Genomic DNA, 23,338 nt, shown 5'->3' on the forward strand with positions numbered 1-23,338 from the left:
TTGTGTTTGCAACTTTTTCCTGTTTGTTTGCGTCTAACGGGTATAAGTTGAAACATATAAAGCGTATTTACTGTTATGAAAATGAAGTTATTTCTATCGATGTGTGTGCTGTTGGGTATCACCTCGTGTGCTTGTAATACCAATGGGTTTAATGGTTCCATCCAACTGAGTGGCGAGCAGGCCATGGAGTCGCGTTCGCTCAAGGGGTTCGAACGTGTTGAGATCAATGGTTCGCCCACGGTCTATTATACTCAGGCCGATTCGTTCTCTGTACGTGTCAGTGGTCCTAAGGAACTGGTTTCTGATATTCTCACCGAAATGTCGGGGAACACCCTTACTATCCGTAACCGTGGCAAACATGGACTGTTCAATGTGCGCTTTGGTGGCGATGACGAACTCTGTGTCCGTATTTCTTCACCCGATCTGATTGGTGTGACGCTCAATGGCTCAGGCGATTTCTTGAGTGAGGGCCGTGTTGATACCGATGTGATGACGATTCGCCTGAAAGGCTCTGGTAATATCGATTTCGCTGACCTCCTTTGCGACCGTGCCGACATTGAATTAGTAGGTTCTGGCGATGTGGATATCGAGCGCCTTGAAGGGCGTCGGACCGATGTCAGTCTGGTAGGATCTGGCGACGTGGATATCCGTCAGCACCAGGTCGATACTACCAATCTGTCGCTCCGTGGTTCGGGTGATATTGTAGTGGATTTTCGCGATGGCTGTGGCTTTGTGAATGCCGAACTGATGGGTTCGGGCGATATCTCGCTCAAAGGCAGTGTACGTACGATGAGTAAGCACAAACGTGGTTCGGGCGATATCGACACCGATGGCTTAAAAATAGTTGCCCCATGAGTCGTGATGTAGCCTTGGTGCTGTCCAGTGGCGGCGCCCGTGGATTGGCGCATATCGGTGCTATTCAGGAACTGCTGTCGCAGGATTACCGCATCACCTCTGTTGCCGGTTGTTCTATGGGCGCCCTCATTGGGGGCGTCTATGCTGCTGGTAAACTCGATGATTTCCGCGAGTGGATGAAGACTATCGACCGTAAGAAAATGCTCGAGCTGACAGATTTCTCGTTCAGTCTTAACCACTTGGTCAAGGGCTCCCGCATTATTGAGGCTATCATGGAGTTTGTGCCCGATGTGCCCATCGAACAGCTACCCATTCCTTATTGTGCCGTGGCTACCGACTATCTGTCGGGGCAGGAAGTAGTCATCCGTGAAGGCAGTCTGTTCGAGGCTATCCGTGCCTCTATCTCGTTGCCTACCTTCTACGAGCCCGTGCGTCGTGGCGATATGCTCCTGATCGATGGTGGTGTCACCAATCCCATTCCTCTCAATCGGGTCGTGCGCCAGGAAGGCGACCTGTTGATTGGTATCGATGTGAGTGGGCATGATTACAAGGCGCAATGGCTGATGCATCAGGAACTCCATGAGAAGCGCAAGCGCAGCACCTCGCTGTCGCAGCAGATCCTGAACCGTTTATTACCTGATAACCTCGATTTCAACTATTACACCATGCTCTCGCGCACCAGCTCCATCATGATTCGTCAGAACTCGTTGCTGATGGCGCAGCTGACCCATCCTGATGTCCTGGTCGATATCCAGATGAGTCGTTTTAGTGGATTCGACTACGATAAGTCAGAAAAAATTATCGCTGTTGGTCACCAGAAAACCCATCAGGCATTGATGGCTTATACCACCCAGTGAAGGGTCTTTTTAAGCAAATAAAACCTAAATATATAGCCGAAGTTTCCGTACTTTCAACAAAAATGCGTAATTTTGCAGCCAGAAATGGGACAAAAACAGGAAAATCAGGTTAGGATATTTAAGTATGAAGTATGCGATAATAGCAGCGGGCGAGGGCTCGCGACTGGCTCAGGAGGGCGTAGCTGCGCCGAAACCACTGGTGAAAGTGGGGGGTGAACAGCTGATCGACCGCCTGATTCGTGTGTTTATGGCGCAAGGTGCCAGCGAGATATGTGTGATATGTAATGAACAGATGACCGATGTGGCTGCTCACCTGAAGGCTGTTGCCGAGGCAGGGCAGGTACCCTTGAGATATAAGGTGAAGAGCACCCCCAGCTCAATGCATAGCATGTGGGAACTGAGTGCTTGGTTGAAGGATGAGCCTTTTGTACTGACTACCGTGGATACCATCTTCCGTGAAAAGGAATTCTCAACGTATGTAAAGACATTCGAACAGCTGGTCGATACCAACGAGGTAGATGGCCTGATGGGCGTGACCGACTATATCGACGACGAGAAACCACTTCATGTGGCTGTTGATGAGGCGCAGCGCATCACCGCGTTCCTGGATAGTTGCGACCATCCACAGTATATCAGCGGCGGCATCTATGGACTCACCCCTAAGGCTATCCCTGTACTGGAGCGCTGCATAGCCCGTGGCGAGAGTCGTATGCGTAACTTCCAGCGTGCCTTGGTGAACGAAGGCCTGCAGCTGAAGGCCTATGCCTTCTCGAAGGTGCTCGACATCGACCATGCCAGCGATATTGAGAAAGCGGAAGACTTTTTGAAATGAAGATACTGTTGATATATAGAGCAGAGCAGTTCTCTCCTAACTCTGTAGAGAAGGACCGGGCGATACTGGATGCTGTGGGTACTAAGCTCGTGGCAGCCGGACATCAGGTGGATGCCATTGGTGAGCAGCAACTCACCCATGTCGATGGCTACGACTGGGTGCTGACCATGGGGCGCTTGCCTGAGACACTGGAGAAACTGCAGAGCAAAGCTGGCGTGATCAACACCTCTGCGGCTATCCGTAACTGCGGGCGTTGTCAGCTGGCAACCATCATGCAACTGTCTGATACGCCTGTACCTCCACAGGAGGGCAGCCATGGCTACTGGCTGAAGCGTGGCGATGCAGCTGCACAGAGCAAGGATGATGTGCAGTATGTGGCCGATAAAACCGAACTGGCTGCGAAGATAGCTGCTTTCGAACAGCGTGGCATCACGGCCTATACGGTGAGTGCGCATGTACCTGGCGATCTGGTGAAGTTCTATGGAGTGAGCGGTTCCGGTTTCTTCCGCTATTACTATCCCACCGACGATGGTGATACCAAATTCGGCGATGAGGCGCGTAATGGCTCAGCTCGTCACTATCCGTTCCAGGAGGTTGTGCTGCAGCATACGGCTGAGACCCTCGCTCAGGCTGTGGGTATCCAGGTGTATGGAGGCGACTGTATCGTACGTGAGGATGGCTCGTTCTGTGTCATCGACTTTAACGACTGGCCCAGTTTTTCGCGTTGTCGTGACGAAGCCGCCGAAGCTATCGCGGGGTTAGTGAATAGTGATTAGTGATTAGTTCTATACGAAGTATTAAATTGCAAACTAAAATAATGTCAAGTTTTAAGGAATTACTAAAATTATCATTTAAGTCAGAGGATACTGAAGAGTGGTTGGACGTGCACTTTACACGTCCTATAGGATTGGTGTTTGCCCTGTTGTGGAACAAACTGGACATCCACCCCAATGTTATTACCATCGTATCCATCTTCTTAGGCGTGGGCGCTGGTTGGATGTTCCATTACACCGACCTGCTGCATAACATCTATGGTGTACTGTTGCTGATGTTTGCCAACTTCTGCGATAGTACCGACGGTCAGATGGCACGTATCACCGGCAAGAAGACCCTGATTGGTCGTATGCTGGATGGTTTCTCAGGCGATCTGTGGTTCACCAGTATCTATATCGGTATCATCGCCCGTCTGTGGAACCAGCACATCCCGGGAACGGATATCGAGTGGGGCTTCTGGGCTTTTGTGCTCTGTGCGATTGCAGGTATTGGCTTGCATGCCAAACAGAGTTCGCTGGCCGATTACTACCGTCAGATCCACCTCTTCTTCCTGTTGGGTAAGGAGGGTAGCGAACTCGATAACTACAAGCAGCAGCGTGCCCACTACGAGTCGTTGCCCAAGAGCGACTGGCTGTCGCGTTTGTTCTTCTACAACTACGCCAACTACTGTAAGAGTCAGGAGCAGCGCACCCCGCAGTTCCAGCAGTTCTTCGCCCGTTGGAAGGCACAGCCCTCTGAGGAGGTCCGTCAGCGCTTGTTGGCAGGCAGTCGTCCGTTGATGAAGTACACCAATCTGCTCACGTTCAATACGCGCGCTATCACCATCTATGTCACCTGTCTGCTGGATTGCCCCTGGGTATATCCTCTGGTGGAGATCACGGTCTTCCAGGCCATGTATATGTACATGCACAGCAAGCACGAGGCCCTCTGTAAGGAGATTAGTGAATAGTGATTAGTGAAGAGTGAATAGTGATGATCAAGGGTTATATATTTGATTACGGTGGGACCTTGGATACCGGTGGACACCACTGGGGTAAGGTCATCTGGCACGCCTACGAGCGTCAGCAGGTACCTGTAAGCGAGTCGGAGTTCCGTGATGCTTACGTGGTAGGTGAGCGTACTTTGGGCAAGAATCCCATTATCAAGTCCGATTTCACGTTCCGTCGGACGCTGGAGGAGAAAATCCGCATTCAGTTCGAGTGCTTCCGCGACAAGTGGAGTGAAGCTTGTGGCAAGGCCTATGAGCAGGCGGTAGTGGATGATCTCTATGCTCGGACACTTGCAGAGACCGACAAGAGTCGCGAGGTGCTGTTACAGCTGAAGCAGCAGTTCCCCCTGGTGCTGGTGAGCAATTTCTATGGTAATATCGCCACTGTACTGAAGGAGTTTAAGCTCGATGGCATTTTTGAATCGATTATTGAGAGTGCTGTCGTAGGTGTGCGCAAGCCCGACCCGCAGATTTTTACCTTAGGCGTCGAGGCCTTGGGGCTGCAACCCGACGAGGTGGTGGTCGTAGGCGACAGCATGGATAAGGATATCATCCCAGCTGGTAAGGCGGGATGTCACACGATATGGTTTAAAGGCGAAGGCTGGACGGACGATCCCGTCGATGAGTCAGCCGCCGAAAAGGTAATAACAGACTTAACACAGATTTTAAAGTAAATGAGTAAAAGATTAAATCTTATGGTATGTATGCTGCTGTTGACGCTGAGTGCGCTGGCGCAGCACACCATCAGCGGTCAGATCGTGGATGCGAAGACCGGTGAGCCGATACCATTTGCCAGTGCCCAGTATCTGGGTCACGGGGTAGGAGTGGCATCGGATATCGATGGTAATTTCTCCATAGCCCGTCATAACGGTTGGCAACTGACGTTCACCTCCGTGGGTTATGTAGCCCATACCATACAGGTGAACTCGGGCATCAAGAGTGTCATCAAGATTGCCCTGAAAACGGATAACCGTATGCTGAAGGAGGTGACCATCAAGACCAAGCGCGGCCGCTATAGTCGTAAGAACAACCCGGCGGTCGAGATGATGCGCAAGGTGATTGCCGCTAAGAAGAAGACCGATCTGGATAATCGCGACTTCTATCAGTACAACAAATATCAGAAGATTACCCTGGCACTCAACGATTTCCGTCCGGAGGTCCTCGACTCGCCTAAGTTCAAGAAGAAACAGTGGCTGATCGACCAGATAGAAGCTTGTCCGTATAACAACAAGCTCATCCTGCCTATCAGTGTGGATGAGACCGTTTCGCAGAAGATCTACCGTAAGAAACCGCACGACGAGAAGACCATCATCAAAGGCATGAACTCGCAGGGTATCAACGACCTGTTCCAGACAGGTGACATCCTGAATACGGTGATGAAGGAGGTGTTTACCGATGTGAACATCTACGACGACCAGATCCGTTTGTTGCAGTACCCCTTCACGTCGCCTATCGGTAAGGATGCCATCGGGTTCTACCGCTATTATATCGAGGACACGCTGATGGTCGACCGCGATCTGTGCTACCATCTGCACTTCCTGCCCAACAACCAGCAGGACTTTGGTTTCCGTGGCGACTTGTATATCCTGGCCGACTCAAGCTGGCAGGTCAAGCGCTGCGAGATGACCATCCCCAAGAAGAGCGATGTGAACTGGGTGGAGAACATGCAGGTGGTGCAGGAGTTCACGCAGTTGCCTGATGGCGAGTGGGTGCTCAGTGTCGATGACATGTTCACCGAGCTCAAGCTGGCCAGCTTCCTGCAGAAGTTCGCGGTCATCCGTAATACCCGCATCAATGATTATGCCTTCGACGAACTGCCCCGACAACTGTTCAAGGGCTCGAAGAAGGAGGTGAAGGATGTGAATGCCATGATGCGAAGCGATGAGTTCTGGAATCAGTATCGTCAGGTGGAGCTGACTAAGGGCGAGAGTCAGATGGACTCGTTTGTCAGCGGATTGCAGAACATCAAGGGCTTCAAGTGGATTATCTTCGGTCTGAAGGCTTTTGTCGAGAACTTTGTGGAGACAGGTAGCAAGAACCATCCGAGCAAGGTGGATATTGGTCCTATCAACACCATGATCACCAAGAATTTCATCGATGGTATCCGTACCCGTATCTCGGCGCAGACCACCGCCAACCTGGATTCAAACCTCTTCCTGAGTGGTTACGTGGCCCGTGGCTGGGACTCTCATAAGTGGTATTATAAAGGTGATGTCATCTGGTCGTTCAATAAGAAGGAGTATCTGCCACGCGAGTTCCCCAAGCGCACGCTCACCTTCTCATCGACCTACGATGTGATGTCGCCTTCGGATAAGTTCATGCATACCGATAAGGATAATGTGTTCACCGGTATCAAGTGGTCGAAAGTCGATAAGATGATGTTCTACAACCGTCAGTCGCTCACCTTCGAACGCGAGGAGGACTGGGGCTTCCGCACCACCTTGTCAATGAAAGTCGAAGAGAACGAGGCGGCTGGTAATCTGTTCTTCGTTCCCATGACGATGTCCGCGAATCCTGACGATTGGACCAACTGGTCTCATCCTCTTCCGCGCATCAACGACTCGGAATATCGTTTTGTCACTCCTGCTCCCTCGCAGAAGATCCGTACCACCGAGCTCCGCGCAGAACTGCGTTTTGCGCCTGGTGAGACCTTTATCAACACCAAGCAGCGCCGACTGCCCATCAACCTCGATGCACCGGTGCTGACGGTGAGTCATACCTTGGGATTGAAGGGCGTGCTGGGTGGTCAGTATAGCTATAACTACACCGAGGCGTCGCTCTATAAGCGCTTCTGGCTGAAGTCATGGGGTAAGATGGACTGGTATGTAAAGGGTGGCATCCAGTGGGAGAAAGTACCATTCCCATTGCTCATCATGCCCGAGACTAACCTCTCCTATATCATCCAGGACAACACCTTCGAGCTCATCAACAATATGGAGTTCCCCACCGACCGTATGCTGTGGGGACAGGTGAGCTGGGATATGAACGGTAAGATCCTGAACCGCATCCCGCTGATCCGTAAGCTGAAGTGGCGCGAGTGGGTGGCCTTCCGTGTACTCTGGGGTGAGTTGAGCGATAAGAACAATCCTTATCTGGCACACAACGTGGGCAATTCCATCGTGATGTACTTCCCCGAGGGCTGCTATGTCATCGATAAGAACCGTCCCTACATGGAGCTGAGCTTAGGTGTGCATAACATCTTCAAGATTGTGCATGTGGAATATGTGCGTCGCCTCAATTACAACGAGTTGCCGACGGCAAACAAGTGGGGCATCAGGTTCATGGTGCGTGCCACCTTCTAAGTGGGAAAACATAAAAAAGATAGGCTGTCATCACGACAGCCTACCCCTCATTTTCTAACTAACTTATTATCAACTATTCATTACTCATTTCTGATTTTGCTGCTGCAAAGGTACGACGATTTTGTTTGAAATCAGTGGTTTATAGTGAAAAAACACACGTAAACGTTTGCAAATTTCAAAAAAAGATGTACCTTTGCATCGTCACTTTTTTACTATTAACAATATGGGTACTACTAAACGTCGGACATCGTTGAAAGATCTCGCTCTGAAACTGGGTGTCAGTATAGCTACTGTCAGCAGGGCACTGCGCAGTTCGCCCGAGATAGGACAGGAGATGCAGAAGAAGGTGAAGGCCTTGGCTAAGGAGATGAACTACCGTCCCAACCCCTTTGCTCAGAGCTTGCGTAAAGAGGCTCCGAGGGTGATTGGTGTGGTGGTGCCTAACCTGGTGACTCATTACTATGCAGCCGTTCTCGATGGTATCGAGGATGAGGCGCGTAAGGCTGGCTATTCGGTGATTAGTGCCAATACCCACGAAGATAGTGAGGCAGAAGTGAAGGCCATCGACAATTTTATCAATCTGCATGTGGAGGGCATCATCGCCTGCCTGTCGCAGAACACCCGCGACTATAGTCATTTCGAAGAACTGTCAAGCATGTCTATTCCCTTGGTGTTCTTCGGCCGTACCTGTTTGTCTGACCGTTTCTCTTGTGTGACTGCCAATGGCGATGTGGCTGCTCAGATGGCCACCCAGCACCTGATCGATACGGGCAGCAAGCGTATTGCCTTTATCGGTGGTCCTAACCACCTCGACATGGTCATCCGTCGTAAGCACGGCTATCTCGAGGCGCTCCGCGAGAACCGCATGCCCATTGAGCGTGAACTCGTGGTCTGCGATAAGATTGATTACGACTGGGCGTTGGAGGCTACCACCCGATTGCTGCAGATGGAGAACCGCCCCGATGCCATCCTGGCCTTCAATGATATCATCACCTTTGCTGCCTTCACGGCTATCAAGCAGTTAGGACTGCGTATCCCGGAGGATGTGGCGCTCATCGGTTTCACCGACGATGTACACGCCGGCTACGTGACGCCTCGGCTCTCTGCCATCGTGGATCAGAGCCATGAGATGGGTATCGAGGCCTGTCGCCTGTTGATGAATACGATCAATGGCGACACCAAGGTTTACAAGAAAATCGTGCCGCAGAAACTCGTGATTCGTGAGACTTCGGCTAAGAAATAAAAACACAGGCATATGAGACAACTGATTGCTTCTATCATTTGTATGTGCTGCCTCACCGTGAGTGCAGCCACGGCAGTGATTCCTGATATGAAATTCCGCAGGTTGGATGCACGCGATGGTTTGTCCAACTCGCAGATCAACTATATGTTCCAGGATTCGCATGGCTTCGTCTGGATTGGTACTTCCTATGGTCTGAACCGCTACGACGGTTACCGCTTCCGTACCTATTACTCCGATCCTAACGATACCACCACCCTCCGCAACAACTATGTCGATCAGATATGGGAGGATGGCGAAGGTAAGCTGTGGCTGAAACAGGGCATGAACTACAGCGTGTTCGATCCTGTCACCGAGCGTGTCAACCGCAATCCGTCCAACATCTTGTCAAAATGGGGCATCAAGGGCAATATCGACCGTTTCTATATCGACTCGCAGAAACGTTTCTGGATCAAGACCTACGACGAGGGCTTGTATTGCTATAATCCTCGTAAGAAGACCTATAAGCTGATCAAATACGGCTATGAACAGAATCAGATTCCCAAGGAGTACAACTTCTCCAACTTTGCCGAGTGGAACGATAAACTGTTGGTGACATCGAGCGATGGCGACCTGATGGCACTCGATGGCGACAATGGTAAGGTGCTGTGGCGCGAGGACTTTATGAAGCGCAGTGGCGCCCAGAGCAGTCAGGGCTATGATATCTATGTCGATAAACATAGCAACTACTGGGTGCTCACCACTGGTCATGTGTTTGTGTTCAGTCAGAAGGACAAGATCTGGTATGGCTCGCTGAATGACTATCTGGCTTCTTGCGGCATAGCCCCGTTACCAGCCGACATACAGGTATGGGATGTGTGCATGGACCAGCGAGGCTGGATATGGCTGGCTACCGACCACATGGGACTCTATGTGATTGATACCAAGGGCGGTCAGGTCAGGAACTTCGTCAACAATAAGTTCGATGCCACCTCCGTGAGCGAGAATACCCAGAAACGCCTGATGCTCGACAAGTCGGGCAACATGTGGATTGGCTGCTACCGCAACGGTTTGAACCAGTATATCGAGAAGCTCTTAGGCTTCAATACCTTGGAGTTGGGCGATATCAATACCGCCACGGTCGATGCCAGTGGCAACTACTGGTTCGGTACTGATAACCGTGGTATTATCAAATATCTGAAGGATACTGGTGAGACTGAGACTTACGATAGAGCCCGCTGTGGCTTCGCATCTGATATCATGGTGTCGAGCTATGGTGCCAAGGATGGCTCGGTATGGTTCGGCACGTATAATGGTGGTCTGATCCATATTGCCAACGGACAGGTCAAGAACTACCTCGTGTCGAACACCAATGGCCAGTTGCTGAACAATAACATCTGGTCGGTTACCGAGGATAAGTGGGGCGATATCTGGTTGGGCACATTGGGTAGCGGCGTACAGCGCTTCTCACCTAAGACGGGTAAGTTCCGTTCCATCAACTCACATAACTCCTCACTGCCAGGGGACTTCGTGACCTCTGCCAGCTGGACTGCCAAAGGCTGGCTGATGGTTGGTCACTCGCAGTTCTATTCGCTCATCAACCCCGTTAGCGGCAAGGTGGCAACGATGACCATCCCTGTGGTCAACGGCCAGGTTGCCGCTATGGCTACCACCACCTGTGTGATGGAGGATAGTCGTGGACTGGTATGGCATGGCTCTACATCAGGCTGTTGCGTGGTCGATTGGAAAGCCAACAAACAGACCATGCTCGATATGAACAGCGGTCTGATTGGCTCCAGTGTCGTTGGTCTGGTTGAGGATCAGCTGCACAACATGTGGGTCATCACCGAACATGGCGTGTCGAATGTGGTTCCCAAGAAGGATGCGCAGGGCAACTGGACCTTTAATGTGCGCAGTTTCACCAGTAAGGATGGTCTGCAACAGGGACCCTACAACCAGCGCTCTGCTTGCCTCACACCTGATGGTTTGATCCTGATAGGCGGTGTTGGTGGCGTGGATGTGATCAATCCGAAACTCGTGACCAGTGGCGATAATAACGAGACCCCCGTATTCAGCGGTCTGAAGTTGTTCGGTCATCAGTTAGGCGTGGGTGAGGCTTACGACGGTCGTGTCATCATGACTGAGGATCTCAACACCAGCAAGGAACTGGTGCTGCGCTATTACGAGAATCAGTTCACCATTCAGTTGGCAACCGATAAGGGCGAGATGCATAACACCTCACGCTTCGTTTACCAGCTGGAAGGTTCAAGCGATAAGTGGATCCGTACCGAGGAGAACGATCCTAACATCACGTATATGTCGCTCAAGCATGGTGAGTACATCCTCCATGTGCGTATGCTGAACGAGGATGGTACGATGGGTCAGAACGAGGCTGTCCTGAAGATTACCGTCACCCCACCGTTGTTGCGTAACCGTTGGATCATGCTCGTCTTCCTGTCGTTGGTAGCCTTAGGCGTCTTCTTCTGGCGCAGGAAATTCCTGAAACAGCAGGCCGAGAAGACCGAGCGCGACTATCTGCGTATGGAGGTGATGAAGAAACAGTGGATGGCCGAGATGCGCGCCGAGCTGCAGAAACAGCAGGAGAGCGACCAGAAGGCACAGGCCGAGGAGCTCTATAATGCCGCCTGGAGCATCGAGGCCACGGTCAAGAAGCCGCACGACCTCCAGCACTTCATGAAGGAGCAGTGCGCCCAGTTCAAGGCGCCGTTGGGCAAGCATGTCAAGTTCTCGTTCTTCCCGCTGGCACAGGATCTCACCGTCGACTTCGACCACGAGCAGATGGCACAGGCTGTGCAGATGCTGCTCAACAGCTGTGCCCTGTTCTCACCCACCGAGTGTAAGATCAAGGTGTTTGTCGATAAGACCTCTACCTCGGGCTCTATCCGTATCTCCGACAATGGTGTGGGTATTCCTGAGGGTGGCGAAGACACCATCTTCGACCCCATGGTGAGCGATGACGACTCTGGTATCAGTCTGTTCTTTGTGAAGGCCATCGTCGAGATGCATGGTGGTACCATCACAGCCGAGAACAACCCGAGTGGCGGTTCGGTCTATACTATCACCCTGCCCGTTGAGGCAGCTGCCGAAGAGGCAGTGATGTTGGATGAAGATTGATTAGTGAATAGTGAAGAGTTCAACCAATAATATAAACAATGAAACGAATAAAGATTTTAGTGTCAGCCTTGCTGCTATCTTCAACCATGCTGGCAGCCGAGGTGCAGACAAATGGGAACTACGTAACCATCCGTCCTGATGGTGGTCAGGCCAAGGTTATCCGTTTAGAGGTGATGAACAACCAGATTATCCGTGTGCGTGCCACCAGTAAGGAAGCCCTCCCTGAGAAGCCGGCCTCGCTGATGATTGTCCCTCAGAAGGCTCCACAGAAGGGTAGCTACACCATTACCGACGAAGGGGCCACCATCGTGGTCAAGACCGCTAAGGTCAAGGCCGTGGTCGCCAAGGCCACTGGCGCCATCACGTTCTTCGATGCCGCTGGCAAGCAGTTGCTCAAAGAGGCACAGGACGGCAAGAAGTTCTGGGACTTCACCGTGCCAGAGCGCGAATTAGGTATGAAGACAGGCTATACCGTTCCCGAGGAACAGAAACATGGCTTGTCATGGCAGATGAAGTTCGACTCTCCCGATGATGAGGCTTTCTATGGCTTGGGTCAGCACCAGAGCGAGGAGTTCAACATGAAGGGAAAGAACGAGGACCTCTTCCAGTATAACACCAAGGTGAGCATTCCTTTCGTGCTCTCCAACAAGAACTACGGTCTGCTGTGGGACTCTTACAGCTACTGTCGTTTTGGTAATCCTAACGACTATCTCCAACTCAACCGGGCTTTTAAACTCTACGATAAACAGGGACGTGCAGGTCATCTCACGGGTACTTATGTCGATGCCCGTGGTAAGAAGTTGGTGCGCGATGAGGATAGCATCTATTATGAATATGGTACGCCTGAGAAATCGGCGATTGCCCTGAAGACCGACAATGGCGGTATCAAGAATTTCCCCAAAGGCTTCCAGCTCGCCGGTGCCAGCGTAGTCTATGAGGGGTTCATTGAACCCCGAACATTCAATGTTCAATGTTCAATGTTCAATGCTCAATTTATATTGTACTATTCAGGTTATGTAAAAGTGTATATCGATGGTCAGGAGGTGGTGCCCGAGCGTTGGCGCACAGCCTGGAACCCCAACACCTATAAGTTCTCAACCGAACTGCAGAAGGGCAAACGTGTGCAGTTGCGTATCGAGTGGCGCCCCGATGGTGGCGAGGCATATTGCGGTCTGCGTGTGTCGGAACCCCGCAGCAAGCAGGAGCGTGAACAACTGAGCGTATGGAGCGAGATGGCCAAGGATATGGACTACTACTTCATCGCAGGTGAGAACCTCGACCAGGTGGTCAGCGGTTATCGCACTCTCACGGGTAAGGCTTCGCTCTATCCCAAATGGGTGTTAGGCTTCTGGCAGAGTCGTGAGCGTTATAAGACACAGGACGAGATTGAGGGCACCCTCGCTGAGTTCCGTAAGCGTCATATCCCTATCGACAATATCGTACAGGACTGGAACTACTGGCCCGAGGACCAGTGGGGCTCTCACCAGTTCGAGGCTTCACGCTATCCTAATCCCCAGCAGATGCTCGACAATGTGCACCAGATGCATGGTCGCTTCATGATCAGTGTATGGCCAAAGTTCTATTGCAATACCGACAACTACAAGGAACTCGATGCCAAGGGCTGGATGTATATCCAGAGTCCCACCGACGATATCCACGATTGGGTTGGTCCTGGTTATACAAATGGTTTCTATGATGCCTACGATCCCGGTGCCCGCAAGATGTTCTGGAATCAGATGGACAAAGCCCTCTACACGGGCTTGAGCAAAAGTTCAAATGTTCCGCTCGACCCGAAGGGGCGCTTGCTACCGAAAGGGACGCAAGAAAGTTCAATGATCGACGCCTGGTGGATGGATGCCTCGGAGCCCAACGTACGCGACTGTACCCCTATGTGGTATCGCAAGGCTCTCTCTGGCCCAACTGCTTTAGGCACATCTACTGAATACTTTAATGCTTATAGTACCGTGAATGCTGATGCCATCTACAATGGTCAGCGTTCAGTATGGAAGGGTAAGCTCAATGAGCCACGTGTATTCTTGCTCACTCGTAGCGGCTTCGCTGGTGAGCAGCGCTTCTCTACCGCCACCTGGAGTGGTGATATCGGTACCCGTTGGGAGGATATGCGTGCCCAGATGACGGCTGGTCTGAATTACTCTATCTCTGGTATTCCTTTCTGGGGTATGGACCAGGGCGGCTTCTGTGTCGAGAACCGTTATGTGGCTGCCCAACAGCTCTTCGACAAGAGTGGGGTAGAGAACGAGGACCTGAAGGAGTGGCGTGAGCTGCAGACCCGTTGGAACCAGTTCGGCACCTTCATTCCGTTGTTCCGCTCGCATGGTCAGTGGCCATTGCGCGAAATCTGGAACATCGCTCCCGATGAGCATCCTGCCTACAAGTCGTTCGTCTATTACGATAAACTGCGCTATCGCCTCATGCCATACCTCTACTCGTTAGCAGGATGGGCACACTTCAGGGATTACACCCTGATGCGCCCCTTGGTGATGGACTTCAATGGCGATCGTGAGGTAGAGAATATCGGTAACCAGTGGATGTTCGGTTCAGCCCTCATGGCTTGTCCCGTAGGCTACTACAAAGCCCGCAACCGCTCGGTTTACTTCCCCGCCCAGTGCGGCTGGTACAACCTCTACACAGGTGAATATACCGAGGGTGGCCAGCGCCTCATCGTAGAGGCTCCATACGAGCAGATCCCGGTATTCGTTCGCGAGGGTGCCATCATCCCATTCGGTCCTGAGATGGAGTGGAGCGACGAGAAACCCGCTGAGCTCATCCACCTCTATGTCTATGCTGGTCAGAATGGCAGCTTCCAACTCTATGAGGACGAAGGTACCAACTACAACTACGAGAAGGGCAAATATGCCACCATCGATATCACCTACGATGACGCCACCCGCACCATCTCGTTCGGTGCCCGTAAGGGTCAGTTTGCTGGTATGCTCAAGAACCGCCGCTTCAATGTGGTGCTGATCTCGAAGGACAACGCCCAGCCGCTGAATCTCGATAACCCCGCAGGCAAACTGGTTCAGTATAACGGTAAGGCGGTATCTGTTAAGTTGTAATCCATCCACATAACGACTATAGCGATGAGAAAACTATTGCTCGCCGTGATGGCCATACTCAGCTCTCTGGCTTGTTCAGCCAGAGAGCGTGTTTGTTTTGATAGTGACTGGCGTTTCCGTCTGGGCGATGATGCTAAGATGGCTTTGGTGGATTACGACGATAGTCAGTGGCGCCGCCTCGATGTGCCCCACGACTGGGCCATCGAGGGCGACTTCTATGCCAGTAACCCCAGTGGTGCCGGTGGAGGTGCCTTACCCGGTGGCATCGGCTGGTACCGCAAGCACTTCGATATCCCTGATCTGCAGTCGGCCGATCTGTCCAACTTCTTCTTAGCGTTCGATGGCGTCTATATGAATGCCACCGTGTATGTCAATGGTCAGAAGGTAGGCTTCCGCCCCTATGGCTACTCCAGTTTCGAATATGATATCACGCCTTATGTGCATGAGGGCACCAACGTGGTGGCGGTCCGTGTGGATAACTCCGACCAGCCCAACTCGCGCTGGTATTCCGGTTGCGGCATCTATCGCCACGTGTGGCTCACCCGTACCAACCCCATCCATATCAAACACTGGGGTGTGTATGTTCACGATGGTAAGGTGGAGGTCGATTACGTGAATCCCACCCGTCAGAAGGTCACCGTTCGCAATACATGGTTGGATGCCCAGGGGCGCCCCACCTCCATCCGGAAACCCCGTAAATGGAGTTGTGAGGATCCTTATATATATAAGGTACGCACGCAACTGCTTGTCAAGGGTCAGGTGGTGGATGAGGTAGAGACCACCACGGGCTTCCGCGACTTTAAGTTCGATGCCAAGACGGGCTTCTGGCTCAATGGCAAGAACTTCAAGCTCAATGGTGTGTGCGAGCATCACGACTTCGGTTGCTTAGGAGCAGCCTTGTACGAGGATGCCTTGCATCGCAAACTCACCAAACTCAAGGCCATGGGTGTGAACGCCATCCGCAGTTCGCATAACCCACCGGCACCCGAACTCCTGAACATGTGCGACACCATGGGACTCATCGTGATGGATGAGAGTTTCGATATGTGGCGCCGCAAGAAGACCCAGAACGACTATGCCCGCTTCTTCGATGAGTGGCATGAGCGCGATCTCACCGATCTGGTGCTGCGCGACCGCAATCATCCCAGCATCCTCATGTGGTCTATCGGCAACGAGGTACTCGAGCAGTGGTCTTCGGCTGAGGCCGACACGCTGACCCTCGAACAGGCTAACCTCATCCTGAATGCCGGTCATGATGCCTCGACCCTCGCCAAGGATGGCGAACTGTCGGTACAGAGCCTGCTCACCCGGCATCTGGCTGAAATCGTGAAGCGTTATGATACCACCCGTCCTATTACAGCCGGTTGTAATGAGCCTTCGCCCAATAACCACCTCTTCAAGAGTGGGGCTATCGACCTGATTGGTTTCAACTATCACCACGAGCATGTGGCCGACGTGCCCAGGAACTTCCCCGGCAAGCCCTTCATCTTCTCCGAGAGTGTGTCGGCGCTCCAGTCGCGCGGCTATTATATGATGCCTTCCGACAGTATCTATAAGGCGCCCAAACAGTGGTGGCTGCCCTATACCGACCCGTCGTTCAAATGCTCTGCCTACGATAACATGCATGCCTCGTGGTCGAGCACCCACGAACAGCTGTGGGATGTGGTCAAGCACCATGCCTTCGTGGGTGGACAGTTCATCTGGACCGGTTTCGACTATATCGGCGAACCCACGCCCTATGGCTTCCCGGCACGTAGTAGCTATTTCGGTCTCATCGATCTGGCGGGCTTCCCCAAGGACAGCTATTATATGTACCAGAGCGAGTGGACCGCCAAACCCATGCTCCATCTCTTCCCCCATTGGAACTGGCTCCCTGGTCAGACTATCGATCTCTGGGCCTACTATAACCAGGCCGACGAGGTGGAACTCTTCATCAATGGCCGTAGTCAGGGCATCCGTCGTAAGGGTGAACACGATTACCATGTGATGTGGCGCGTACAGTTCGAACCAGGCGAGATCAAGGCTGTCACCCGTAAGAACGGCCAACCCGTCTGCACACAGACGATACATACTGCCAGTCAACCCGATCACCTCCGCCTCTCTGTCGACTATGCCGGTCAGGAACTCACCTTCGTCACCGTTGAGGTGGTGGATGAGGAGGGTCGTCTCTGTCCGTGGGCAGAGAACCAGATTGAGTTCTCTACCACAGGCGATGCACAGATCATCGGAACCGATAATGGCTGTCAGACGTCGATGGAACGTTTCCAGGCGCCGCGCCGCAAAGCCTTCTCCGGCAAGTGCATGGTGGTGGTACGTGGAAATGGCGTTTTAAAGGCCGAGGCGATTGATTTGAAGCCCGCTTCTCTGAGAATGTAGTCAAAGGTTGTTAAAATACACTAAAAAGACGATGCGTTGATTGCAACGTATCGTTTTTTTTAGTACTTTTGCACACTTTTTCAGAGTAACGATAGAAATATGAGGCAATTAAAGATTCAAAAAAGTATTACCAACCGATCAAGTGAGGCACTGGATAAGTATCTTGTTGAGATTGGTCGTCAACCCCTTGTCACAATTGATGAAGAGATTGAGCTGGCTCAGGCCATCCGTCGTGGTGGTCCAGAGGGCGAAAAGGCTAAGGAACGCTTAGTGACAGCCAATCTGCGTTTTGTGGTGTCTGTAGCGAAACAGTACCAGCATCAGGGTTTGACACTGACCGACTTGATCGACGAAGGCAATATTGGCCTGGTGAAAGCAGCAGAGAAGTTTGATGAGACCCGCGGATTTAAGTTTATCTCTTACGCCGTATGGTGGATTCGTCAGAGCATCCTGCAGGCTATTGCCGAGCAGAGTCGTATTGTGCGCTTGCCCCTGAACCAGAGTGGTGCTCTGAGCAAGATCAATCAGGAGATCAATAAGTTCGAGCAGCAGCACCAGCGCCGTCCATCTGTGAGCGAGTTGGCTGAGCTCACCCAGATTGAGGAGTCGAAGATTGAGCAGACCGCCAAGGCCGACAGTCACCACATGAGTATCGATGCCCCCTTCGGTGAGGACGACGACAACTCAATGGCCGACATGCTGAGCAGTGGTGAGGATACCCGTACCGATAAATTAGTGGATTACGAGTCGCTCACCTCCGACCTGGATAATGTATTGCGCAATGTGCTGAAGGATCGCGAACTGAAGATTGTCAAGGAGTGCTTTGGCATCGGCTGTCAGGAGCGTGGCCTTGAGGAGATTGGCGCCGAGATGGGGCTCACCCGTGAGCGTGTCCGTCAGATCCGTGAAAAGAGCATCACCAAACTGCACGACAGCGGTTATGCTCGCATCTTGATGAAATACTTAGGCTAATAGGCTTATTCGCTTATTGGCAGTGTAACGATAAACCGGGCACCATCTGTATAGGTGGTGTCCAGTTCTACTTTTCCACCTAACTGTTCTGCCAGCTTGCGACTTAACGGCAGTCCCAGACCGATACCTTCCTTAAAGTTGTCGAGCTTCACGAAACGGTCGAAGATATGTTCTGCTTCTTCGGCAGGAATACCGCTACCCGTATCTTCCACCGTCAGCTCCAGCGTGCTGTCGGTCTGGCGGGCACGCAGGGTGATATGGCCCGCCGTGGTATATTTCACTGCATTGTCGAGCAGACAGCTCACTAGGCGGCGCAGCATGTTCTCATTGGTGCGCAGCGTCAGGTCGTCGGGTAGGGTGGTGTCCAACTGCAGCGTCACCCCGTCTCCCGTCAGGTTGCGGTATTCTTCCTGCATCGTGCGCAACTGGTCGTTCACGCGGCACAGGTCGTCCTTGGGCCACTGCTCCGTCGAGTCGATGAGCGACAGCCCCAGTATCTCGTCGATGAGCATCGTCACCTGTCGGGTGCTGCGCTGCATCATCAGGGCGATATGGCTGCGCTCGTCCGGGTTGGCGTCCAACTGCGGGTCGGAGATCACCTGGGCAAACCCGGTGATGATGTTCAGCGGCGTGCGCACCTCATGACTCACGTTCTGGATAAAGGCGGTCTTCATCTTGTCCGACTCCAGCGCCTTGTTATAGGCTTTCGTCAGCTCCTGCAGGTGTCTCTTGCGACTGCGCACGATATAGAAGCTCAGACCCAGCAGCAGCGTCAGCAGGAAGATGGCGCCCAGCAGGGCGTAGGTGCGGTCGTTGGCGGCCTGCTTCTCCGCCTCGTACAGGGCCAACTGGTCCTGGATACCCTGCATGCTGTTGGTCAGCACCACATTGTCGATCGAGTCGCTGATGAGCGACTCTTTCTTGAACGACTCGTAGGCCTCCTTCCAGCGGCCCGCGCGCTCGTAGATCAGCGGGATGGCTTCAGCACCCTCGTCGCCCAGTTCGCGCTTGGCATAGGCGATGGCCTCGTCCACCTGTCCCATGCACGCCAGATAGTAGGCCTCCATGCTACGGCCGTGAACGGATGAGAGCCCTTTCTTCTCGCCCTCCTTGTACACCTTGTAACCCTCTAAGAACTGCTGGATGTTCCCACTGTTATAGTAGGTCAGGGTCTTGCGGGTCTCGATGTCGAACACCCGTTCGGGCGAGTATTTCTCGGCAATCTCCTTGGCCTTATCCATCAGGTCTAATGCCTCCTGAGCGTCATCGTCTAAGGCCACATTGATGATATTCATGTAGATGGGCGGGATACTCTCGAAGTAGCCGTTCTTCTCCATCATCTCTACTACCTCGTACCAACATTTCTTGGCAGCCTCCTTGTTACCACAGTAGCGGTTGATATGACCCATCATGTTCACGGCCATATACATCTCCTTGGTCAACTTCTTTTCGCGCAACTCCTTCGACAGCTCCTGGGCTTTGGTGTACGCCTCGAAAATCTTCTGGCGGTTCATCTCAAAGATAATGTCGTTGCACCGCTGCGTGTAGTAGCCGTGCAGGTCGTTGTGGTCCAACAGGTATTGCTGCAGGTTTTTCAGGTGCGTGTAAAAGCGGGCACTGTCGCCGTCGTTAAACGCATGACTCATCGAGTCGCGAAGTTCTATGTATTTCGCGTCTTTCTTATAATCTATATTTGCGTGGCTGGCACTCGTTCCAAGTAATAGCGCTGTAGCCAAAAGGATTCGTCCTATATTCATAAATCTTAGGTTAGTCGGTATTCTTTTCTGCAAAAGTACAAATTATTTCATAATTACCAAATATTTTTCGAAAAAAATAGTATCTTTGCAGCAAATTTAAGAAAGCGAGATGAATAAGAAAGTATTTTTAGCCCTTATAGCAGTGCCCTGTTTATTGGCAAGCTGCGGTCAGAAGAAACAGCACGATGATATCATCGTACAACATACCGAGGCTCCCAAGCCTCAGGCTCCCATCCGTATGCAGGATTATCAGGATGTAAAGGATGTGCAGTGGTTGGGTAAGCAGTATCAGATTGAGGTATCGCGAACAGCCGATGATTCTTTGCGAATGGTAAAGGACGAGAACGGTCAGAAGTTTGTCGATAACCGCATCACGCTGAAGGTCATCCGTACCGATGGTAGTGTGTTCTGTAGCAAGACCTTCACCAAGGCTGCTTTCGATGGTTGCTTGGATGATGATTATCGTAAGACGGGTATTCTCGAAGGCTTTGTGTTCGATAAGGCTGAGGGCAACCAGCTGATCTTTGCCGCCAGCGTGTGTCATCCCCAGACCGATGAGTATATTCCCCTCATTGTGACGGTGAGCAACTTTGGTGAGGTAGGCATCTCGCGCGATCAGGATTTGGAGTAAGCGGTATGAAACAGCGTCGTAGCATTCTCGTTGCAAGTGGTGTGTTGGTGTTGCTGCTGTTGTTGCTCGGCATCATCCGTTGCTCCCTGCCAGGGGACAGGTCCCTGGCATCCGATTCCGATGCCAGGGACCTGTCTCCCGCCACGGGCATCGATACCGTGCCCATGCTCATCATGCAGGTGCAGAAGTGCTCTAAACTTTATACGGCCGAATATCGCGTGCATAAGATTATTACTCACGATGATGCTTTGCGCCTCAAGGGACTGCTCATGAGTAAGCAGTTCAACCTCAAGGTGCCTTTGGCGGACCGTAAAATTGCCATCCCCATGGATGCTAAAATCAAGGCATATATCGATTTCTCTGAGTTTTCTGAGAAGAATATCGAGCGTAGTGGTGATAAGATTACCATCATCCTGCCCGATCCACAGGTAGTGATGACCAGTTCTAAGATTGATCAGCAGAACGTGAAGCAGTATGTAGGCTTGACGCGTGCACACTTTAGCGATGAGGAACTTGCTAATTATCAGCAGCAGGGTAGGGAGGCCATCCTGCAAAGTATTCCTGATATGGGTATCGAAGAAACAGCCCGTGCCAATGCGGCTAAGGTGCTCGTGCCCATGCTTACCCAGTTGGGCTATGAGGAGCAGAATATCACCATTGCTTTCCGAAAAGATTTGGATTTCAAGCATAAGTTCCAAGGCTTAACACGCATGGAGGATTAAAGTCATGAAGAAGATTCATATCATCATAGGTGTAGTTGTAGTCATCGCTGTTATAGCGGTTTTCTTCTGGGTCAAGAGTGCCCTGAAGAGCAACTATATCGAGATTGGTTCCAACGAGAATATTGAGCCCACCCCTACACAGATTCAGTCCATCAGGGATATTGGTGAGTGGGAGTTTCTGTCCATCTCTGCCGAGGAAATGGTTGATACCGTCCGTAAGGGATTCTTCTCTGATGATGAGTTGGTGCGTATCTATTACGGAACGCTTCGTTTAGGCATCGATATGCAACAGTTAAGCGATGATGCTATTACTGTAAAAGCTGACAGTGTCCAAGTAACGTTACCGGAGGTGAGTCTCTTGGACAAAGACTTCATCGACGAAGCTAAAACCAAGTCCTTTTACGAATCTGGCAAATGGAGTCCCAAGGATCACGAGGCTCTTTATCGCAAAGCCCAGAATCAAATGCTTACCCATTGCCTCACCCCCGAGAACCTCACTGCCGCTCAAACCAATGCTGAGTCCCAGCTTTCAAATCTATTTAGAAGCTTGGGTTATAAAAACGTAATCCTCCGCTTCGAGTAAAAGCAGGGTCCCCCTGCTGGGCTGAGGAATATAGGGAGAACAAAAACGTCCTGAGCTCAGAGGCCGGAACATAAATTCTTCAAATCACTCAAAGAACTCGCTACGCTCAAACAGCTTTTCGTATTTCGTTGTTCAGATTGCGTACCGCAATCCGAAACTCAATATGATTCAAAGAATTTACATTCCTCTAACGACCTCTTCGTGCGGAATGTTTTTTTATCTCCCTATATTCCTCACCCCAAAGAAAAGAAACGGCAAGGCCGTTACCCCAGATAATCTATACCATGCTAAAGCACCGAGGGTTATAGGGGCGAGCAGCCCCTATATTAAGAAATTTATGGCGAATCCTGAATAGGATCGACGGAGTCAAGCCTGTTAAGGCTGACGCAGTCAATCCTATTCAGGACAAAGGCTCGAGAGCCATACCAAAAATTTGATGGAGAGGGTCTTCCCTCGTAATCAACTACATCCCCTCCATATAGGGAGGGGCTTGGGGAAGGTGGATGCTTCTTTTAGTTCTTTTCTTCGCGCCGAAGAAAAGGACAGATTGGGGTCTGGGGGTATCCCCCAGCAGAAGGACTTAGAATTTAGAAAGCAAATCTTTCCAAGCTTCACTTAACGAAATCATGGTAGGAAAAAGAATGCTAGCCCCGGCATCAAGGAGCACCTTGTCTGCTAACGGACCAGTATTTACCGCTATGGTATAGATTCCGGCAGCTATGCCAGCGCGAACACCGAGTGGCGCGTTTTCTACGACTATCGCTTCGCTCGGTTGCAGATGACCTGCCTTCTCAAGGCCCATGAGATAGGGATCGGGGTTGGGCTTGCCTCGTTTCACATCGTAGGCGGTGGTGATATTATCGATACTCACATATTTGCCGAAATCGCGCAGGATGCGGTTGATGAGGGGGCGCTGACCACTGCCAGTCACCACGCCAATGGTGATGCCAGCTGCGTGTATCTGCTCCATGAGCGATAAGATTCCCGGCATGATGGGCGCCTCTGGCATTGAGTGAAAGATACGTGTCTTCTCATCGTACATCAGCTGCGATTCTGCTTCGGTGATGTCGCGACCTTGCTGTTGCTTTACCATATAACGGATGGTGTCTACGCCACGAGCTCCCTCAGTGGCGTAGGCATCATCGGCTGTCATATTGATACCGAACTTCTGCATCGACTGGACCCAGGCCACTGCATGATTCCCCATGGAATCATACAGCACCCCGTCCATATCAAACAATACAGCTCTTATCATATG

Annotated in this window: 17 protein-coding genes; 15 read left to right on the forward strand and 2 right to left on the reverse strand. The window is 51.7% G+C overall.

Features of this window, described 5'->3' with window-relative positions; all coding sequences use genetic code 11:
* The first annotated feature begins 81 nt into the window (after positions 1 to 81).
* The 12 genes from T491_RS15345 to T491_RS0101085 all read left to right on the forward strand — a co-directional run bounded on the left by T491_RS15345 (position 82) and on the right by T491_RS0101085 (position 18,387).
* Positions 82 to 855 carry a head GIN domain-containing protein gene (locus T491_RS15345; RefSeq protein ID WP_197018765.1) on the forward strand — a complete coding sequence of 258 codons (774 nt, stop codon included), beginning with the start codon at positions 82 to 84 and terminating at the stop codon, positions 853 to 855.
* Positions 852 to 1,712, forward strand: a complete 861-nt coding sequence (locus tag T491_RS15350) for a patatin-like phospholipase family protein (RefSeq protein WP_051522894.1) — start codon at positions 852 to 854, stop codon at positions 1,710 to 1,712. Before T491_RS15345 ends, T491_RS15350 begins: the two co-directional genes overlap by 4 nt.
* A 124-nt stretch (positions 1,713 to 1,836) precedes the next feature.
* Positions 1,837 to 2,544: a sugar phosphate nucleotidyltransferase gene (locus tag T491_RS0101040; protein WP_028902234.1), complete on the forward strand. Its 708-nt coding sequence runs from the start codon at positions 1,837 to 1,839 to the stop codon at positions 2,542 to 2,544.
* On the forward strand, positions 2,541 to 3,320 hold the full coding sequence (locus T491_RS0101045) for a hypothetical protein (RefSeq protein WP_028902235.1): 780 nt from the start codon (positions 2,541 to 2,543) through the stop codon (positions 3,318 to 3,320). The genes T491_RS0101040 and T491_RS0101045 overlap by 4 nt, the downstream gene beginning before the upstream one ends.
* A gap of 41 nt (positions 3,321 to 3,361) precedes the next feature.
* Positions 3,362 to 4,267 (forward strand): CDP-alcohol phosphatidyltransferase family protein, encoded by a 906-nt coding sequence (locus tag T491_RS0101050; RefSeq protein WP_028902236.1) that lies wholly within the window; start codon positions 3,362 to 3,364, stop codon positions 4,265 to 4,267.
* A 23-nt stretch (positions 4,268 to 4,290) separates the two neighbouring features.
* On the forward strand, positions 4,291 to 4,980 hold the full coding sequence (locus T491_RS0101055) for an HAD family hydrolase (protein WP_028902237.1): 690 nt from the start codon (positions 4,291 to 4,293) through the stop codon (positions 4,978 to 4,980).
* Positions 4,981 to 7,608: a DUF5686 and carboxypeptidase-like regulatory domain-containing protein gene (locus T491_RS0101060; RefSeq protein ID WP_028902238.1), complete on the forward strand. Its 2,628-nt coding sequence runs from the start codon at positions 4,981 to 4,983 to the stop codon at positions 7,606 to 7,608.
* 223 nt (positions 7,609 to 7,831) lie between these two features.
* Positions 7,832 to 8,851: a LacI family DNA-binding transcriptional regulator gene (locus tag T491_RS0101065; RefSeq protein WP_028902239.1), complete on the forward strand. Its 1,020-nt coding sequence runs from the start codon at positions 7,832 to 7,834 to the stop codon at positions 8,849 to 8,851.
* A 12-nt stretch (positions 8,852 to 8,863) separates the two neighbouring features.
* Positions 8,864 to 11,962, forward strand: a complete 3,099-nt coding sequence (locus T491_RS0101070; protein WP_081773185.1) for a two-component regulator propeller domain-containing protein — start codon at positions 8,864 to 8,866, stop codon at positions 11,960 to 11,962.
* A 38-nt stretch (positions 11,963 to 12,000) separates the two neighbouring features.
* Positions 12,001 to 15,039 carry a TIM-barrel domain-containing protein gene (locus T491_RS0101075; RefSeq protein WP_028902241.1) on the forward strand — a complete coding sequence of 1,013 codons (3,039 nt, stop codon included), beginning with the start codon at positions 12,001 to 12,003 and terminating at the stop codon, positions 15,037 to 15,039.
* Positions 15,040 to 15,063: 24 nt separating this feature from the next.
* Positions 15,064 to 17,415 carry a glycoside hydrolase family 2 TIM barrel-domain containing protein gene (locus tag T491_RS0101080; RefSeq protein WP_028902242.1) on the forward strand — a complete coding sequence of 784 codons (2,352 nt, stop codon included), beginning with the start codon at positions 15,064 to 15,066 and terminating at the stop codon, positions 17,413 to 17,415.
* 99 nt (positions 17,416 to 17,514) lie between these two features.
* Positions 17,515 to 18,387: an RNA polymerase sigma factor RpoD/SigA gene (locus T491_RS0101085; protein ID WP_028902243.1), complete on the forward strand. Its 873-nt coding sequence runs from the start codon at positions 17,515 to 17,517 to the stop codon at positions 18,385 to 18,387.
* A 5-nt stretch (positions 18,388 to 18,392) separates the two neighbouring features.
* On the opposite strand, the gene T491_RS16855 is transcribed toward T491_RS0101085, so the two are convergent.
* Positions 18,393 to 20,144, reverse strand: a complete 1,752-nt coding sequence (locus tag T491_RS16855) for a sensor histidine kinase KdpD (protein WP_081773186.1) — start codon at positions 20,142 to 20,144, stop codon at positions 18,393 to 18,395.
* 109 nt (positions 20,145 to 20,253) lie between these two features.
* Between T491_RS16855 and T491_RS15360 the strand changes: the two genes are divergently transcribed.
* From T491_RS15360 to T491_RS0101105, 3 genes are read left to right on the forward strand one after another with little or no spacing between them, the layout of a single operon-like run.
* The gene (locus tag T491_RS15360) at positions 20,254 to 20,775 is read left to right on the forward strand and encodes a DUF4738 domain-containing protein (protein ID WP_051522895.1); all 522 of its coding nucleotides are present in this window, start codon (positions 20,254 to 20,256) and stop codon (positions 20,773 to 20,775) included.
* Between the two features lie 5 nt (positions 20,776 to 20,780).
* A complete protein-coding gene (locus T491_RS0101100) occupies positions 20,781 to 21,497 on the forward strand; it encodes a DUF4230 domain-containing protein (RefSeq protein ID WP_051522896.1) in 717 nt (238 codons plus the stop codon).
* 4 nt (positions 21,498 to 21,501) lie between these two features.
* Entirely contained in the window at positions 21,502 to 22,080 is a 579-nt protein-coding gene (locus T491_RS0101105; RefSeq protein WP_028902246.1) for a DUF4230 domain-containing protein, read from the forward strand.
* A gap of 580 nt (positions 22,081 to 22,660) precedes the next feature.
* On the opposite strand, the gene T491_RS15365 is transcribed toward T491_RS0101105, so the two are convergent.
* Positions 22,661 to 23,335 (reverse strand): HAD family phosphatase, encoded by a 675-nt coding sequence (locus T491_RS15365; protein WP_036915027.1) that lies wholly within the window; start codon positions 23,333 to 23,335, stop codon positions 22,661 to 22,663.
* Between the last annotated feature and the right edge of the window lie 3 nt (positions 23,336 to 23,338).

The sequence above is a fragment of the Prevotella sp. P6B4 genome (assembly GCF_000619985.1).
Taxonomy (GTDB): domain Bacteria; phylum Bacteroidota; class Bacteroidia; order Bacteroidales; family Bacteroidaceae; genus Prevotella.